The organism is Streptomyces sp. NPDC059832, from assembly GCF_042731715.1.
GTDB lineage: Bacteria > Actinomycetota > Actinomycetes > Streptomycetales > Streptomycetaceae > Streptomyces.
Window position 1 is genome coordinate 46597 of record NZ_JBHWIY010000040.1, and the last position, 15933, is coordinate 62529.

The following is a 15933-nucleotide window of genomic DNA, read 5'->3' on the forward strand; positions in this document are numbered from 1 at the left end:
GGGGCTGCGGCTATCGGCCGGTACGGGTACGTCGGGTGTGGACGAGGTGCTGCCAGCGGGCGAGGACGGCGTCGGGGCTGTCGATCCACTGCGTGGTGGTGGGACCGGGCAGGGGCAGGCCGGCCATGTGGTGGGCGATGTCGGTGAAGTACGCGTAGTCGCCGCTGCGGGTGAGCTCCTTCAGCCGGGCAATGTCGTTTCGGACTGCGGCATCGTCCCCGCGCACGGTGTGGTGCAGGGCGAGGGTGAGTTCCAGCAGCAGCGCGGCTGCGGTGATTCCGGCGGTGGTGATCTCTGTCCGCAGGAGGGCGGCGCGGTCGTCGACGGCGGGCCCCGGGGTGCCGGCATCGCGGGCGAGGGCGGCGATCTGGGTGGTCAGGGTGGTGGCGCGCTGGTCGAGTCCGGCCAGGAGCTGCTCGGCAAGGGTGACCTCCCGGTCCGCGCGGGCGGGGTCGGCGAAGGCGTACGTGAGAGCGAGATGGGCCTGGGCGATGGCCTGCTCACCGGTGTTGCCGTGCTGCTCGGCGTCGGTGCGGGCGACGGCGTAGGCAGTGGCGGCCTGGCCCATGTCGCCGTGGGCGAAGTGGACGTCGCCGAGGACCCGGCGCCCGCGGCCCGGCCAGCCGAGGGTGCGGGCGGTGGCGAGCGCGGTGGGGAAGTCTCCGGCGGCACGGGCAAGGTGTGCGAGCCCGCGGGCGGCGTCGGGGGCGAGGCGGCCTCCTCTGTCGGCGACCTGGCGCATGCCGTCGCGGGAGGCAGCGGTCTGGCCGAGGTCGCGGTGGGCCTTGGCCCGGTAGTACAGGGCCATCTCCGTCAGTTCGGCGGGCAGCAGGCCGGTGTCGAGGATGGCGGTGAGCCGGTCGGCGGTCCGGGCGCGGTGTTCGTGCTGGCGCCGGGCCAGCGTGCTGAGGAGCTCGGCCAGGGCGTCCGCGGGGGTGGCGAGCTCGTTGCCGGTCTCAGTGCGGGCGGGGAGGGGGAGAGGTTCCCAGACGTAGTCGTCGGTGTACGCGTACGCGGCGTCGGTGAGCCAGCCGAGGGCGAGCCGGTGGTCGCGGGCCAGGGCGAGGCCCTGGCGCAGGCATCCGACGAGGAGGCGCCGGCCCGGCCCGGGGGCTGCGCGCCACTGCTCGCCGAGTGCGGTTAGGGCGCGGGTGGCGGCGGCCGTCCAGTCGGCGTCGGTCCAGCGGTCGTCGGTGGCGTCGTCCGCGGTGCGCAGGGTGGAGCGGATCAGGGCGTGCAGGTGGTACGGCCACAGCGCGTACGGGTTTTCGCGGACGAAGGGCCGCTCGGCGAGCCGGGCGGCGGCCGCTTGGTGGGGGAGGCCGGCCGTGGCGGTGGCCAGTTGGAGGTCGAAGGCGTCCAGCAGGGACACCGACCGCAGGATGTGGCGCTCGTCGGGGGTGAGGTCGGCCAGGGTGCGGGTGATCAGTGCGGGGAAGTCGGCGTCGAAGTCCGCCGGGGCCGGGGTATGTCCCGACCGCCGCAGTTCCAGGAAACGGAGCACGGCGAGATCGAGGTAGAGGGGCAGGCCGTGGGAGCGGTCGGTGATGACCGTGCGGAGCTCGGCGCTGATGAGGGGCTGGTTGTCGCGGACCAGACGGCGGGCGAGGTAGTCGTCGCAGTCCTGTGGGCTGAAGTCGCCGATGAGGACCTGCCGTCCGTTCCCGGGGGCGCCGGCGGCGCGCGGGCCGGGAACCGCCTGCTGGGCCAGGCCGGGCCAGGCAGCGGGGCCGGTGTAGTCGAGCTGGCCCTGCAGGGCGGGATCGGCCCACTGGAGCCGGCTGCGGCCGGTGACGATGAAGAACGCGTTGGGCATCAGCCACACGATCCGCTGCAGCAGCCGTTCCAGGTCGCGGTGGGTCCGGTCGCCGGTGTCCTCGAAGGTGTCCAGCAGCACCACGGGCACCACGGCCTTCCCGGCCGGGATCCGGGCGAGCTCCCAGGCGAGCAGGTACGGGTAGTACGACAGGGCATCGACGTCCGGCTCGGCGTCCAGGAGATCCGCGAGCAGGGAGCAGTCGGCCAGGGCGCGTACGGTCTGGCGGCGCTCGCGCAGCGCGGTGGCCAGGGCGCCGGTGAGCTGGCCGACGGCGCCGCCGACCGTGCCGGGCAGCATGAGCGCCTGGGCGACGTCGCCGAGCGCGGACTGGACCTGCTGTGGCAGGGCCTTGCCGAAGCGGGCGGCGAGCCCGCCGCGGCTCAGGTACTCCTCCAGACTCTCGCCGGGGTGCTGGTGCTCCCAGTAGCGGCGCAGGGCGATGTCGAAGGCGGGCAGCGGCCGGCCCAGGTGCGCGGCCAGGGCGAGGCGGATGGTGAGGAGGACTCGCTCGAAGTCCACGCTGGCGGAGCGGGCCAGGTCGATCCGGACCGGCAGCAGCGCGGGCCGGGCCGGCCAGGACGGTTCGCCCCACCTCGCGGGGCGGCCCTCGGCATCGGCGAGTGCGGCCTCCAGGGTGCGCGACAGGGTGGTCTTGCCGATCCCGCCGACGCCGTGGAACACCAGGACGTTGGTGCGGGGCGCCTCGAGGTCCTCGACGGTGAAGCCGGGGCCGGTGATGCGGGCCAGGTGTTCGCCGAGCGCGGCCTGGACGATCTGCCACTGGCCCTGCCGGTTGGTGAACGCTGCGCCGGCCTCCAGCTGCCGGTCGTTGGTGCTGAACAGCGCGCGCAGATCCCGCCCCGCCATGGAAACCCCCTGGTGATCGACTCGTCCTCAACCTATGCCCGCTCACGAGCAGGTGAAGGCGCGTCACGGACAATGGCCGGTCCAGCATGTCAGCACGACCCGAAGGTGGTACCCGCCGTGACCGGCCCCCTCACCCCCGAAGACCCCCAGCCGCTCCACCATCCCGGCGGGGACGCCGAACAGGCACAGAAGCTCGTGAAGCGGGTGCTTGGCTGGTACCAGGCCAGTCTCGCCGGAGCCCGTGCCGGCGGCCACGACCCGGCGGAAATCAATGCGTGGCGCGCTGCCCGGGACCAGGCCGTGGACGACCTCGACCGGCTGGAGGACGCCGACGAGGACGAGACCGTGCAGATCGCCCTCCTCTACGCCGCGCGGCTCAAGGAACTGACGGAGTCCTGACCCCGGACGCCGGAAGCGGAAGCCGGACCGGCCCGGTCCAGTGCTCCACCGGACGGGCTTGCCACTGTGCGGGCATCAGCGGCCGGGCCTGCTCCGCGATACCGCGGACCTCCTCCCGCATCCGCGGCAGCACCCGGCACAGGGCCTGCTGGACGGCATGGAAGCGGGCGGCCTCCTGTTCGGTGTAGGGGCGCAGGCGCTCGGCGGTCAGCGCCCACAGTGCCGCGTGATCGCGGCCGAGCGCCCGGTGGTTGGCGTCGAGCACGGTGACGGCGGCGACCACCGGGTCAGCGGCCGCAGCCGCCACGATCTCGGCGGCTACCCGGCAGGCGCGGACGTGCACGGCCGGGGTCGGCAGCGGGGTCTGTGCGTCGAGTTCCAGAGCGCGGGCGTAGTTGACCAGCGTCCGCTGCCGACTGTCCGCCGCGCGCGAAGCCAGGGCAACGACCTCGACCCGGTAGCGGGCACGGGCGAACCGGGCCGCGCTGATGGTGAAGTCGGCGGCGGTGGTGAAGTCGGCCTCGATGACGACGTCGCTGCGCCGTTCGCGGATGTATGCCTCGGCCTCGGCCTGCCACGCCTCCGCGTCGGGGCGGACCAGCTCGTCGGCGATGCGGGGGCTGTCGGTCACGAGCTGGAAGTAGTCCGGGTGCGAGCCGCGCAGGAGGTCCGGCTCAAGGCGGACAGGACGCGGGCGCATCGCCCGCCTCAGTATCCGCCCCGCCATCAGCTGCCCGGCCCCGGGTTCCCCGACCAGGTAGACCACGGTCGGGTCCGGACGGTACGTGGCACGCCGCAGGTGGGACGGGGCGATCAGCTCGTCGAAGACCCACCGGTGTTCCTCCGTACTGAGGCGGTGGTAGCCGGTGCCCGGCGGGCCGGGCAGAGGGTGAGCGATCCGACGCACCGGCTCGGCTGCCGCCGCGGCCCGTTCCGCGTCCCGGGACACCGCGAGCCGCTGGTCCGTCGGCAGCTGCTCATCGTGGACCCGGACTTCCGCCCGGACGAGCTCCTGGCGGAAGACGCGGGTTCGTGGCGCGTTCCACGGACGTAACCGCTCCGTGCGGACTACCGAGGCTGCGGCCGCCGCGCGCACCCATTTCCCGCCGCTGGTGAGCTCGTTGTCGTAGAGCGCGGTGCCGTCGCGTCGTACGACGGTGATGCGGTCGGCCAGCTGCTCGGCCTCGATGACCGCCAGTGTTGACAGCATCTGCTTTGCGCAGGAGTCATGGTTCTCCCACGACACGTACCGCCCGCCTGCGGCGTGGACCGCTTCGGTCAGGAAGCGGTCCAGGATCCCGAGCTGGCTCAGGGCCTCCGGGGTCGCGAGCGCGACCACCTCGATCCGGTGGCCGGACCGGCGATATGCCGCCGCCGACGCGCGGGTTTCGTCGGGATCGGCGAGGGCGGATTCGACGACCGCGTCGAACCGGCGGGCCCGGATGTGTTCTTCGACTTCGGCCTGCCAGCGGCTCGTGTCCGGCCGGACCTTCACCCCGGCGGTGCGGACATCGGCGGCCAGGAGCGCGTCGTAGTGCCGGTGGGTGGCCTTGTAGAGGTCGCGGGCGACGCGCACGGCGCCGCCCCGGCGGTTCAGGACGCCCTGGACCAGGTCTGCGATATGGGTCTTTCCCGCGCCGGGCTGGCCGCCAACGATGACGACGACCGGGTGGCTCTGGCGCGCGGCGCCCTGCGTGAACGCCGGGAGGATCACCTGCTGCAGCGCCTGACGGCTCTCTCGCTCGGACATAGCGCCCGCGACGCTGCGCTCTTCCATCGGTTCCCCCCGGACGGCTCTAGCTAGCTGTTGGCAGATCAAGGTCAACATAGCACCCGTACGCAAAAAGAACGCCATTCGTACGGTGTACGTACGCCAGTTGTGCGGTTCATGGGCTAGAGTGGTGGTCAGGAGGTGTTCCATGTCCGAGTTGTTCGACGCGGTCGACGCGCTGCTCGCGTCCCGCGCCACGCTGCCGCCACCGGCGGAGCGCAAGCGGCTGCGTGCCGCGCACGGCCTGACGATTGACGAGGTGGCAGGCGCGCTGAAGGTGCGCCGGGCCACGGTCAGCGGGTGGGAGTCCGGTAAGACCGAGCCCCGGCCGCCGGAGCGGGACGCGTACGCCCGACTGCTGGACAAGCTCGCGGAGCTCTACCCCGCCCCGACCGACGTGGCTGCGCCCGTCCAGGACGCTGCAGCGCCGGCCACGTTCACCGCCGCTCCCGCCCCGGCCCCGGAAGCGCGGACTCTGTCCACAGGCCCGGCGCCCGACGCTGCGGCCATGACTGCAACCGAGAACACCCAGACCCCTGCCCCTGCTCCCGTCGCCGCTGCTCCGGCGGCCGCGCCGAGTTCGGCGCGCACCACCAGGCCCACGTCGACGTCGCGCCGCCCGGGTGCGAAGAAGGCGGCCCCGGCCGGAACCCCGGCGGGCGGGAGTGACCCGCGGTTCGAGAACGGCCCGCTGGCCGTCGTGGACGTCGAGGACGGGAAGGTGCTGGCGTACTGCACCGGCGGCCTGGTCCTGGACGTGCCCGCCAAGAGCATCCCGGCCCTGGTGGACTGGACGCTCAAGGAGGCGAAGCTCGGTCAGCCGAAGCTGTCCGGCCCGGGAAGGCCGGCCGACCCGCTGATCGTGCTCACCGAGGCCGCGTGCGAGCGCTACGGCCTGCCTGTCTCGCTCACGGAGGAGGAGAAGCACGCCGGGCGGATCCCGGAGGGCCACAAGGTCATCAAGCAGCTGACCCGCGCCGACTGGAAGCTCACCAAGAGGGGCTTCGGGCCGTGGGCGCGGATCTACCGCCCGGCCAAGGGCTCCGACCGCCAGTGCGTGCAGCTGTGCATCCCGTCGTGGAACGCGCTGGACCCCCGGTTCTGGGGCGACGCCGCGCAGCTTCCGCCGGCGGAACTCGCCCGCGTCCTGGGCGTGTACGCCTCGCGCGTCATGACGCCGCGCGGCTCCACCGCCGTCACCAGCCTCGAGCTGATGACCGCGCTGCACCCGCCGACCCACGCCGTACGCGATGAGGAGACCGGCGTCCTGCGACAGGCCGAGACCAAGACGCCCGGGTCGCTGGGATCGGACCCGGTGGACTGCGCGCCGTGCGAGGCCCCGGACGGGCACCCGGTGCTCAACGCGCTGGAGCTGCCGCGCTTCCACGTGCGGGGACCTGCGGAGAAGCTGTTCGAGGAGGCGTACGACTGGGCCCGGCCGATGACCGATGCCGAGTGCACCCTGCGCTACTTGGTCGGCCTGGACGTGAACATGGCCTTTGCCGCCGGAGCCAACGGATTGACCGTCGGCCTCGGCGAGCCGACGCACGTCAAGAACCCGGTGTTCGACCCGAAGCTGCCCGGCTCGTGGCTGGTCGACCTGTCCCACGTCGACCTGTCGAAGGTGAAGGTCGGCAAGGAGTGGGTGGAGCTGGACGGCAGCCTGCTGCCCTCCCCGTTCACGCCGAAGGGCGACCGCCCGACGGGCCCGGCCTGGTACGCGACGCCCACCGTCGCCTACGCCCAGGAGCTCGGCTACGACGTCGCGCCGACCGAGGCGTGGGTCCGGTACGACAACGGCCGCTACCTGGACGCCTGGTACAGCCGGTTGCGCGACGCCTACCTCGCCACGATGGCCGACCTCGGCGTCGACGCCGACCTGTCGCCGGAGGACTTTCTTGCCGCGATGGACGGCTACAAGGAGCGCGACCCGGAGCTAACGATCGCCGTCACGGCGATCAAGGCGACGGTGAAGGGCGGCATCGGCAAGCTCCGCGAGCGCCCGCGCGGTGAGGGCTGGCGGCCGGGCGAGCGGTGGCGGGCCCTGGAGCGCCCGACGTGGCGCCCCGACATCCGGGCGGCGGTCATCTCCCGCACCCGGATCAACCTCCACAGGAAGGTCGTCAAGCACGCGGCGTTCACCGGGCAGTACCCGATCGCGATCCTGTCCGACTGCGTCGTCTACGCCGCGAACGGACCGAGCCCGCTGGACTTCCTGCCCTACCGGGAGGGCAAGCCGCTGCCCGGCGGCTTCAAGCTCGGCATCAACCCCGGCCTGGTCAAGCACGAGGGCACCCAGTCCGTCCTGTGGGGCGAGGAAGTCCGCGAGCGGTTCAACGCCCCGGAGCTCAACCTCGCCCGGTCCATCAAGGACGGCACCGTCACCGACGTCGACAACGGCGAGTAGGGGAGTACGCAGGCGATGAGCATGTTCGGGGACGGCCTGGACAAGGCGGTGCAGAAGGCGTTCACCCGCCCGGCACCCAAGTCCGCGGGCCCGCAGATGCGGTACATGGTCAAGCAGCTCGGTGGCACGAAGGCGGTCGCCGAACTGCTCGGGATGTCCCAGCGGCAGGTGGAGCGGTACGTGGCGGGCAAGGCCAAGAAGCCGCGCGCCGACCTCGCCGCGCGCCTGGAGCGCGAGGTGACGAAGCGGTGGCAGCCGCAGATCCGGGCCAAGGCCCGCGAGAAGGCGGCGACGACCGGCGGCATCGTCATCGACACCCGGGCCCGACTCGGCTACACCGCCCCGATCGGGTCGACGGACCAGGACCGGATCCGGCACCTCACGGTGGCGCTGCCGCCGCAGTACGCCGCCCGCCTCCTCGACGCCCAGGAGCGGGGCGCCAGTGACCGGGAGCTGCGGGAGATCGCTGCCGAAGCGCTCAAGGAGGTGTACTTCCAGGACGGCGGCCGCCGCGCCGGCTCCCTGGAGGAGGTCCGCTTCACGGACATCGAGCACCTGGAGTTCGACCTGTAGAGGCCACGCCCCGAACAGCCCGCGCGCCCCGGACCAACTGGTCCGGGGCGCGCTCGCGTATCCGCGGGGGTCGGATGTGCCCAACGACGCTGCAGTGCACCAGTCACCCGCTGGGCACCCGGTGCCGGTCCAATGCGGGCGAAGCCGTCTGCCCGCTGCTCCCGCCCGCCTACGATGCGCTCGTGCGGAACACGAAGGCGTTCAAAGAAGCAGTTGCCCAGACGCTCGCTGAGCTGGCCCACCGAGGGGTGACCCTCGCGCCGACGACAGTGGCGGACACCATCGAGAAGAACATCAGTACCGTGTCCGAGCGGCTCGGCATCCAAGTACGTTCCGCCTGGCACTACTTCGATGCCTCCGCCATGGCCGACAGCCTCGCGAGGAGCGTGCAGTCCTACGAGGAGAGCAGCTCCGAGAAAGGGGTGGGAGAGGCGCCGATGCCGCCGCTCGACAACCCCGAACTCGCGCTGGTCCTCGCTGGTGTGCCGGACTCCCTGGCCCAGACCGGCGGCGACCTGTACGCGGTCATCATCAACGTGGCGGTCAACGCCTGGATGGCCGGCCACATCCACGGCGAGGACGGCTGCACCGGATGCGACGGCAGCCGCGGCCCGGCCGGACACGACTGGGAAGCCCGGATGCGCACCATCACCGAGATGCAGCCGAACATCACCAAGTGGTTCGACCGCGACGTGTGGACCGCCGCCGTCAACGACAGCGGCTTCACCGTCACCCGCCGCTGACCCGCTGCTCAGTTCTCGCCGAAGCCCTGGTCGAAGCCCTTGAGCACGGGATCGAGTTCGGCGGCGGCGCCGCACAGAGAGCAGAGCCGGGTGCCGGGGTGCTGCGCCGCGTCCAGCGCCCGGTCCAGGGTGAGGACCGGGGCACCGGCCGGTGCTTCCTCGCAGTCGACGGCGTGGACGACACCCCGGCCGGGCCCGCGCCCGCCGACCTTCGCCAGCACCCAGCCGGACGGGCGGCGCGGCCCCAGCGCCTGCTGGACGAGCGAGGGCGGCTCCAGGTACTCGGTGGGCACGGCGTCGTACGAGACGCCGCCGACGGGCCGTACGTGTTCCGGCGCGCGCACCCAGACCCGGTACTCGGCCGGCTCCACGCTGTCGCCGGGGCCGTTGCGGTACGCCGGCAGGCCGACCTCGTACCTCCAGCCGTCAGGCGCCTGGCGCCGGGACCACAGGTGGGCGACGACCTCCTGGTCCCCGGGCAGCAGCACCCGGATGGGCACAGGCACCGGCTCGGGGGCGGAGGACGTCGTCATGCCCCCACCGTACGGACGGACGCCGGGACACCGACGATCGGCGCGACCTGCGCGGACACTGGCCTCTGTCCACAGGCTCCCCGTGGCCGACTGGGCGTATGAGCGATGATGAGCAGCAGCCGGCCCCGCGCCGCGACAAGATCCTGGAAGCCCTCGCGCGGGCGGAGCGGAAGGTGTTCACCCGGCCCGCGCCGAAATCCGCGAAGGCTCAGGTGAAATTCCTCCTCACGCGGGCGAAGGGGTCGACCAGGGCCCTGGCGGAGCGTCTGGGTGTCTCGCGCCGGACGGTGGAGCGCTACCGCGCCGGGAAGCTGACGACCCCGCAGAAGCGCCTCCAGGCCGCCCTGGTGGAAGAGACGGAGTCCGAGTGGCAACCGCAGGTCAGGGCGCAGGCGCGCGAACAGGCGTCCACGTCCAGCGGGATGATGGTGGAGGTGACCGCGTACTTCGGGTTCACGGCCTCGGGCAGCTCCGACGACGGCCGTATACGCACCATCACCACTCCGATCTCGCCCACCTACGCGCGGCAGATCCTGGATCTCCAGGAGGCCGGAGCGACGGAGGAGGATCTGCATCCGATCGTCGCAGAGGCCATTACCGAGTCGTATTTCACGGAATGGAGCACACGCGCCGATGGTCTACGCGCAGATTTCACGCACGTCCAGGCCATCGAGTTTCTGTTCTGACCCGCTCGAATTCCGAGCCTGCTATAAAGCAATCCGGCGGGTCGTCGTAGAAGCGCTCTGGCGGCGGCCCGCTCTGATTCCTCACCACGAATGCGAGGCCGATGATGACCAGGATGTGGCCGCCCGGCGGCGGTACCCGTCGCCCGCTCGCCCCGCGCGTCGCCGTACCCCGCGAGCCGGTCGACCCGGCCCGAATCGGCCGCCGCGTCGTACGGCGCCGGGCGAAGGGGATGGACGCCGGCGCCGTCGCGGCAGCCCTCGAGGACGCGCGGTTCGACGCACGGCAGGCGTCCCGGCACGAGGACCTGGCCGACGACGCCCGCGGCCCGGCGGAGCTCGCGGAGTGGGCGCGCATCGACCAGCTGCTCGCCGACGCGGAGCCGGGCACCGTCTACGACCCGGACACCGACGACGTCGTCCGGACCGAACTCGCCGCCGACGCCGCGGCCGCCGCCGCCCGCGAGGCTGAACTGCACGAGGCCGCCCGGGTCGCGGCCCGCGCCGACGAGCTCCAGGCGCTGCGCGAGCTCGGCACGCTGGAGCAGACCGAGCCCCGCACCGGCGACGAAGCCGTCCGGGACGAACTCACCCGGCGAGCCGGCGGGTACGTCCAGGCCGACGTCGACGGCTGGCTCGCGCACGCCCTGGCCGCGCACCTCGGGCACTACCGCGACCCGGCCACCCGCGAGGAAGCCGCCGGCCTTCTCACCCCGCCGGTCCTCGCGCACGCCGCGCTGCTCGCCGAACTCGCCCGCCTGGTCCCCGACTCCGACATGGACCAGCTGGCGTTCGCGGCCCGGCTCGCCACCACCGAGCCCGAAGCCGCCGGCGCGCTCGCCGCGTTCCTCACCCGCGCCCGCCCGTAGCCCCCCTCCGCGATCACCGAGGGTGACTGTCACGCTGTCACGCTGACCGGTGTCACGCACCCCAATCCGGCTGTCACGTCGGAGTGTCACGCTGACGATCCGGCCCGGAACCACGGGCCCGGCCCCGACTCTGGGCCACCTCGCCGATCAGCGTGACACCCTTCCCGAAGCGACTACGGTCCGCATCCGGCTGCGATCCCGCGCCCGCCTGAACAGTGGGCCGATCTGTGTCATCGACCCGCAGGCAGGCACCGCCTCCCGAGAACACCCCGGGACCGGGGTCTCTGCCGCCCGGAACCGCGCCCTCGTACGAGCCTCCAGGATCGCCCCCGGGCGGCCCGGCAGGTGCGGAAGAATCGCCGGGGTGAGCATCGACAGCGCCACCGCCGCGCTCTACGCCAAGGCCCTGCAGAGCACCGCCGCCGATCCGAGCCTGTGCACCGTGCCGTGGGGCGTGTGCCCCGAGCACGGCGCCACTCTCAAGTCCCGCGCGCGACCGACCGAGGGCTTCGACTCCTGGTGCATGGACCCCGTCTGCTTCAACGTCTGGCCGTACGACCGGCTGGACACGGCCTGCACCGAGGCGGCCACCCACACCATCCAGGCCGACAACGGCGACCGCTACGTGGTCTGCGACGGCCACGCCCTGACCGCCCGCCCCCAGATCACCGACGGCCAGGTCCTGCCCGGCCTGCCCGCCTGAGCACCGAGACCGAGACGGAGGCCGCCGTGGACGACGACGCCCACCCGCTGACCACCATCGTGGACAGGATCCGCGAGTACCTGGACCAGGCCGGGCTGCTCGACACCGAGGAGTTCCCCGCCATCAAGGACGACGTGACCGAGCTGGCCCGCGAGATCATCGGCGACGTCGAGTCCTCGCTCGGCATGTGACGCTCCCGGCCGGGTGGCACCGAGTGGTCCCCAGGGCCCGCGCCTGCCCGATACCGTGGTGACACACGCCCGTTCGCGCTCTGGAGGCCCTCGATGAGCGAACAGCCGGCCCCCGCCGACACCGCCGCCCGGCAGCTGGAGCCCGCGGCCGCCGACGCGGTCCGCGCGTACGCGGCCAAGACCCGCGCCGACGCCGACCGGTTCGCCGCCGTCCTGGAGGACATCGCCACCAACGGCCTGCCCGACCCCGAGCAGTGCACCCCGTGGGAGGAGCTGCGCGAGGCCCACCTCACCCGCCTCGCAGCCCAGCGCCCGGCCGTCGCCTGATGGCCAAGCCGCACGGCCCGCGCCGCGCCCGGATCACCTTCTCCGACTCCGCCGCGAAGCAGCTGGAGAACATCACCAGCGAGGCGGACATCCACGCCCTGGACCGCGCCCTGGTCGTCATCTCCGTCGACCCCGGCATCGGCGAGCCGCTCCCCGGCAGCGCCGCCGGCCCCCATCTGCGGGAGTACGCCGACGATGTCGAGCGGGTCCGCTTGTTGTACTGGGTTTCGGTGTTGGGGACCGTGATCGTCGTCGCGTACATCGAGGTCTAGCCGCCGAAGGAGCCGAGGTGCCCCACCTCATCCAGCAGCTCTCCGCCAACCGCGCCCTCGGTGGGCTCCGCACCGTCCTGGCGGACTGCTCCCTCCCAGCCGCCATGCTCCGCGAAGGCCCGGCGCGAGACGACGGGCCGGGCGCGGCCTGGCTCGCCTTCCTGTGCCCAGCCCACTCCCAAGACCTGCCCGCGTGGCCCGCGGCCGCGACCCACCCCGACGACGGCTCGATGCCCTGCGGGACCGTCCTGGACTACCGCACTGCCGAGCAGCAGCTCCAGTCGCACGCCGACCTGTGGCTGACGACCCTGACCGGCGTCGACCCCCAGGCGCTGGACTACGTCTGGTCCGACGTCCTGGACCAGGCCGACCGCGTGCTGCTCGCCCGGGTCGAAGAAGCCGGCGCCGACGGCGAGGACAGTCCGCTGCAGAACATGCTCGCGGTGATGGGCCTGGCGTGCCGGGCCGCGGGCGAAGGCGACCTCGAAGTGGCGGCAACGTCCCTGGGGCACTGCGAGACCCTCGCTCAGCGCCTGCTGTGACCTGAAGGGCTCGCCGGAGCCTGTGGACAGCACGGCGGACCTCTCCGCAGTTCGTTGTTTGGTGAGGGATCGGGTCCGTCGTTTGGTGAGGGATCGCTCGCGTAAGAGGAATACCTAGGACTGACTGACCAGATGACGAGCGAGCTTCTCCTCACCCGCCGTAGGCGAGGTAGCGGCAGTAGAGGCTGTGGACGGCCTCGCTGACGGTCGGTGGTTCTGGTGCGCAGCATTCGCACGGCGGGGCAGGGCTTGTCACCGCGTCCGTCGCCTTCGGGCGCGGATGATCCTTCCCGACGCTGCGCGGCCTCCTGCGGCGTTCTGAGCGCTTCCGGGCTCCCGAGTGATGATCGCGGGCCTGTGACGGCCTCACAGCGGCGTACAGCGCCTCGGGCGGTCCGGGGTGTTTCTGCCGCTCCCAGCCGACTTGCTGCGGCTCGCCTCCGGGGCCGGTGTTCTCGTTCTCCCGGCCGCGAGCTCTGCTCTCAGGGGGGAGAGTTCAACCCGCGCATAGGTACTACAAGTACCTAACTACATTGGGGTGCAAGACGGTGCCCGGCCCCGACCCGTTCAGAGGGCCTCCAGCGGTCTCCCGGTGAACTCCCGGCGGGATCTCCAGCACCGGCCAGACCTTGCACCCTTCCGCTTGCTGCCCGTCCTGCTGCATGGGCTGCTGCTCCTGGTGGTGAAGGGTGCAAGACCGGGTGCTGCTCCGGTCTCCCAGCTTCGCGGTGCAGCATTCGCCGACCCGGGCGGCACACGGGTGCTGCACGGGTAGCAAGGCCGGCCTCACCGGTGCAGCGGATGGCCGTTCAACCGGAGGCAGCCGCGGGCGCGGCTGCTGCAACCAGGTCGCCGACCGTGAACAGGAATGTGCCCCTGGTGCACATTCCTGTGCGCCAGGGGCACATTCTGCGGGTGGTTACCACCCGGGGGTGATGACCGGCGCTATCCGGCGGCCCGGACAGCTCGGAGCGGTGTCTGCGGCTGCCGCTTCGGCGGGCCTGTCTCGTACAGCGGGGCGGTGATCTCGGGCAGCTCACCGGCCTCGATGCGTTCGGCGGCGTCCTGGATGGTCTCCTCCAGCTCCTCCTGGGTGGCGTAGGAGGCGATGTACGGGTGGAGGTAGTAGGTGCGGTACTTGCGGTCCTCGGGCCGCAGCACCAGGTTCCGGCTCTCCAGCAGCGCCATGGCGGTGTTCGCGGAGTTGCGGGACAGACCCACGCGGGCGCCCAGCTCGGCCTGGGAGGCGTTCACCTCGCCGCCGGGCTCCTGGCGCTCGATGAGGACGCTCAGCAGCTCCATCGCGGCTTTCGTGAGGTCCAGCCGGTACAGCATTCCGAAACCGGCGCTCGCTTGGATCAGCATGCCTGTCCCTCCCTCTCGACACCCTCATCGTCGCCGTTCCCGGTCCCGAGCTCCAGCTGCACGCTGCGCGGCGCCGGCGGGGGCTTCACTTCGGGGAAGGCGCCCTCCGGCGCGCCCCGGCGCAGGGCCTCCAGGATCTCGTGCTGGACGTCGCCGTTGCCCTCGAAGCCGAGCAGCGGGTTCACGAAGATCAGACCGGTGTCGACGCGCTGGAGCATGTGCCACTCCTCCAGCCGTCCGAGCGCGCGGGTCACGTTCGACCGCTCCACGCCCAGCTTGTCCGCGATCTTCTTGTGCGTGGCCCGGAGCCATCCCTCACGCTGGCGGCCGATGCACCACAGCAGGACCGCGGACTGGATCGGCGACATGCCGTGCTGGGCGATCAGCACCGCCAGGACGTCGGCGAAGAAGTCGTTGGAGACCACGCTGTAGCCGGAGCGCCCGTACATCTCGTGGGGCGCGCGGTACGTGTACCGGACGTTGACGTCCATCTGCTGCACCGGCCGTTTGCGGGTCGGCGGCTTGATGTCCTGCCCCAGCCGGGACGACAGGGTCTCGCGGAAGGCGCTGTCACCGCCGGGCTGAACGGCGGTGATCCGGCCCTTGCTTCGGCCAGCGGCAGGGCGCTTGGGCTCGCGGGGCATCGACGGTGGTCCTGTCCTCGATCTTGACGGGTCGCGACGGACCCTAGCAGTTGTCCAACCTGACTTGGCAGATTTGTACATGCTGGCGTGGCGCTTTGGTGTCGACGTCGACACACCGGTTTCCAGGGTGGTTCCGTAGAAACGCGTCCCGACCTGCACCGATGCCAAGTTGTACAAGCTGGGTTGGCAAATACGGGTGTCGGTGTGGCACCACCAACACATTTCCGCAGGTCAGTGTGTCAGCGCTGACACATCCCCTTCCGTGAAACCGCAGGTCAGGTGCGGTTTCGCGCAGCGGCCCTCTTTTCCCTAAGACGCATGCGCGCGCGAAGGCCGCACCAGGGCCTCGCGTGCGTGCCACCCACCGAGCACCCACCCGGCAACGCTCCGCAGCCGGCCCCGGCGGTCCGCTCGCGGCCCGGCGACCTCACGGAGGCCCTCAGCCGCTCCGCACGGGCCGTTCTGCGGCTTCCAGGGCCCCGCGGCCATCGGGACGGCTCCCAGGGGCTGAGGCGGCTTCGCGTGCGGCTCCGTGAGCACCGAGCGGACCGTAGGCGGCAGCAGCGGCTCTGAGTCTCGGGTGGTGCCGGCCGTGACGCTCAAAAGCACGGAGGCGCGGCTGGTGCCGGTGGACGGTTCCGCCGCCCGGCCCCGGGGGCCGTTCGGCTCCGGTACCTCCGCACGCCGGAATTCCGAGTTTCCGATATCGCAGGTACCGTTCTGTGGCGGAGGTCTGCAACTTCCCAATTCGTGAATTCCTCGCGTGAATGGGGGACCGGAATTCGGGCGCTGACATGCAATCAAGGAGGGCGTCCCGCCCGGGTGGTTGGGGGGTGTCCCGTGTTTCCGCCAACGGTACATGCTGCATCAACCTGATGCACGCACTATGCTGGAACGCACACGTACGAGCGACCCCCACCCTCGTAGCCAGCCCGGCCCGCGCCAGCGGGCCCCAAGGTTCTGGAGGCGCAGCCGGAAGGGCCGTCAGGCGGGGGAGCGCAGCGGACCCGCCCAGGAGTGCAACGCACTCCCCAACTTCCCTACAAAAGGCCTCACTAGGCGCACCAGACGCCCCATCAACAGCCTAGCCGCGCATCGCGCGGCTGACGGTCGCGCAGCGACCGGCCCCCCTCAACTCCTGAAGCGCAGCGGAGGGAGTTGGCCCGTGCTCCGCACGGGCAGCGGGAGCGCAGCGACCGCCCCCCTTGCACATCGCGCAGCGATG

General features: G+C 71.9%; 16 protein-coding genes. 11 read left to right on the forward strand and 5 right to left on the reverse strand.

Annotated features, from left to right (window positions below):
- Positions 1-10 precede the first annotated feature (10 nt).
- Entirely contained in the window at positions 11-2686 is a 2676-nt protein-coding gene (locus ACFV8T_RS39435; protein WP_385337053.1) for an ATP/GTP-binding protein, read from the reverse strand.
- A gap of 117 nt (positions 2687-2803) precedes the next feature.
- Between ACFV8T_RS39435 and ACFV8T_RS39440 the strand changes: the two genes are divergently transcribed.
- Positions 2804-3085: a hypothetical protein gene (locus ACFV8T_RS39440; RefSeq protein WP_385337056.1), complete on the forward strand. Its 282-nt coding sequence runs from the start codon at positions 2804-2806 to the stop codon at positions 3083-3085.
- Here ACFV8T_RS39440 and ACFV8T_RS39445 read toward each other — a convergent pair.
- Positions 3063-4835: a zeta toxin family protein gene (locus ACFV8T_RS39445; protein ID WP_385337059.1), complete on the reverse strand. Its 1773-nt coding sequence runs from the start codon at positions 4833-4835 to the stop codon at positions 3063-3065. The genes ACFV8T_RS39440 and ACFV8T_RS39445 overlap by 23 nt on opposite strands.
- Before the next feature lie 169 nt (positions 4836-5004).
- On the opposite strand from ACFV8T_RS39445, the gene tap reads away from it, so the two are divergent.
- From tap to ACFV8T_RS39460, 3 genes are all read left to right on the forward strand, one after another.
- Complete coding sequence (gene tap / locus ACFV8T_RS39450) at positions 5005-7263, forward strand: telomere-associated protein Tap (RefSeq protein WP_385337061.1); 2259 nt, start codon at positions 5005-5007, stop codon at positions 7261-7263.
- A 15-nt stretch (positions 7264-7278) separates the two neighbouring features.
- Positions 7279-7836, forward strand: a complete 558-nt coding sequence (tpg, locus tag ACFV8T_RS39455) for a telomere-protecting terminal protein Tpg (protein ID WP_385337064.1) — start codon at positions 7279-7281, stop codon at positions 7834-7836.
- Between the two features lie 182 nt (positions 7837-8018).
- Positions 8019-8579: a hypothetical protein gene (locus ACFV8T_RS39460; RefSeq protein WP_385337067.1), complete on the forward strand. Its 561-nt coding sequence runs from the start codon at positions 8019-8021 to the stop codon at positions 8577-8579.
- A gap of 8 nt (positions 8580-8587) precedes the next feature.
- On the opposite strand, the gene ACFV8T_RS39465 is transcribed toward ACFV8T_RS39460, so the two are convergent.
- Positions 8588-9112 carry a DUF6233 domain-containing protein gene (locus ACFV8T_RS39465; protein ID WP_385337070.1) on the reverse strand — a complete coding sequence of 175 codons (525 nt, stop codon included), beginning with the start codon at positions 9110-9112 and terminating at the stop codon, positions 8588-8590.
- Between the two features lie 98 nt (positions 9113-9210).
- Here ACFV8T_RS39465 and tpg (ACFV8T_RS39470) point away from each other — a divergent pair, with 98 nt between their 5' ends.
- From tpg (ACFV8T_RS39470) to ACFV8T_RS39500, 7 genes are all read left to right on the forward strand, one after another.
- Positions 9211-9798, forward strand: a complete 588-nt coding sequence (tpg, locus tag ACFV8T_RS39470) for a telomere-protecting terminal protein Tpg (protein ID WP_385337073.1) — start codon at positions 9211-9213, stop codon at positions 9796-9798.
- 104 nt (positions 9799-9902) lie between these two features.
- A complete protein-coding gene (locus ACFV8T_RS39475; protein ID WP_385337098.1) occupies positions 9903-10664 on the forward strand; it encodes a hypothetical protein in 762 nt (253 codons plus the stop codon).
- Between the two features lie 364 nt (positions 10665-11028).
- A complete protein-coding gene (locus tag ACFV8T_RS39480; RefSeq protein WP_385337076.1) occupies positions 11029-11367 on the forward strand; it encodes a hypothetical protein in 339 nt (112 codons plus the stop codon).
- A gap of 26 nt (positions 11368-11393) precedes the next feature.
- Positions 11394-11558 (forward strand): hypothetical protein, encoded by a 165-nt coding sequence (locus tag ACFV8T_RS39485; protein ID WP_385337079.1) that lies wholly within the window; start codon positions 11394-11396, stop codon positions 11556-11558.
- A 93-nt stretch (positions 11559-11651) separates the two neighbouring features.
- Positions 11652-11885: a hypothetical protein gene (locus ACFV8T_RS39490; protein WP_267829255.1), complete on the forward strand. Its 234-nt coding sequence runs from the start codon at positions 11652-11654 to the stop codon at positions 11883-11885.
- Positions 11885-12157: a hypothetical protein gene (locus tag ACFV8T_RS39495; RefSeq protein WP_385337082.1), complete on the forward strand. Its 273-nt coding sequence runs from the start codon at positions 11885-11887 to the stop codon at positions 12155-12157. Before ACFV8T_RS39490 ends, ACFV8T_RS39495 begins: the two co-directional genes overlap by 1 nt.
- Positions 12158-12174: 17 nt before the next feature.
- On the forward strand, positions 12175-12699 hold the full coding sequence (locus ACFV8T_RS39500) for a hypothetical protein (RefSeq protein WP_385337085.1): 525 nt from the start codon (positions 12175-12177) through the stop codon (positions 12697-12699).
- Positions 12700-13644: 945 nt separating this feature from the next.
- Here ACFV8T_RS39500 and ACFV8T_RS39505 read toward each other — a convergent pair.
- On the reverse strand, positions 13645-14064 hold the full coding sequence (locus tag ACFV8T_RS39505; RefSeq protein ID WP_040029684.1) for a hypothetical protein: 420 nt from the start codon (positions 14062-14064) through the stop codon (positions 13645-13647).
- Positions 14058-14708, reverse strand: coding sequence for a replication/maintenance protein RepL (locus ACFV8T_RS39510; protein ID WP_385337087.1), 651 nt, complete (start codon positions 14706-14708; stop codon positions 14058-14060). The genes ACFV8T_RS39505 and ACFV8T_RS39510 overlap by 7 nt, the downstream gene beginning before the upstream one ends.
- Positions 14709-15933 lie beyond the last annotated feature (1225 nt).

Bases quoted from the DNA above. Each gene is read 5' to 3' on its own strand.
- ACFV8T_RS39435 (WP_385337053.1), bottom strand. From the start codon at position 2,686: ATGGCGGGGCGGGATCTGCGCGCGCTGTTCAGCACCAACGACCGGCAG.
- ACFV8T_RS39445 (WP_385337059.1), bottom strand. From the start codon at position 4,835: ATGTCCGAGCGAGAGAGCCGTCAGGCGCTGCAGCAGGTGATCCTCCCG.
- tap (WP_385337061.1), top strand. From the start codon at position 5,005: ATGTCCGAGTTGTTCGACGCGGTCGACGCGCTGCTCGCGTCCCGCGCC.
- tpg (WP_385337064.1), top strand. From the start codon at position 7,279: ATGAGCATGTTCGGGGACGGCCTGGACAAGGCGGTGCAGAAGGCGTTC.
- ACFV8T_RS39465 (WP_385337070.1), bottom strand. From the start codon at position 9,112: ATGACGACGTCCTCCGCCCCCGAGCCGGTGCCTGTGCCCATCCGGGTG.
- tpg (WP_385337073.1), top strand. From the start codon at position 9,211: ATGAGCGATGATGAGCAGCAGCCGGCCCCGCGCCGCGACAAGATCCTG.
- ACFV8T_RS39475 (WP_385337098.1), top strand. From the start codon at position 9,903: ATGACCAGGATGTGGCCGCCCGGCGGCGGTACCCGTCGCCCGCTCGCC.
- ACFV8T_RS39490 (WP_267829255.1), top strand. From the start codon at position 11,652: ATGAGCGAACAGCCGGCCCCCGCCGACACCGCCGCCCGGCAGCTGGAG.
- ACFV8T_RS39495 (WP_385337082.1), top strand. From the start codon at position 11,885: ATGGCCAAGCCGCACGGCCCGCGCCGCGCCCGGATCACCTTCTCCGAC.
- ACFV8T_RS39505 (WP_040029684.1), bottom strand. From the start codon at position 14,064: ATGCTGATCCAAGCGAGCGCCGGTTTCGGAATGCTGTACCGGCTGGAC.
- ACFV8T_RS39510 (WP_385337087.1), bottom strand. From the start codon at position 14,708: ATGCCCCGCGAGCCCAAGCGCCCTGCCGCTGGCCGAAGCAAGGGCCGG.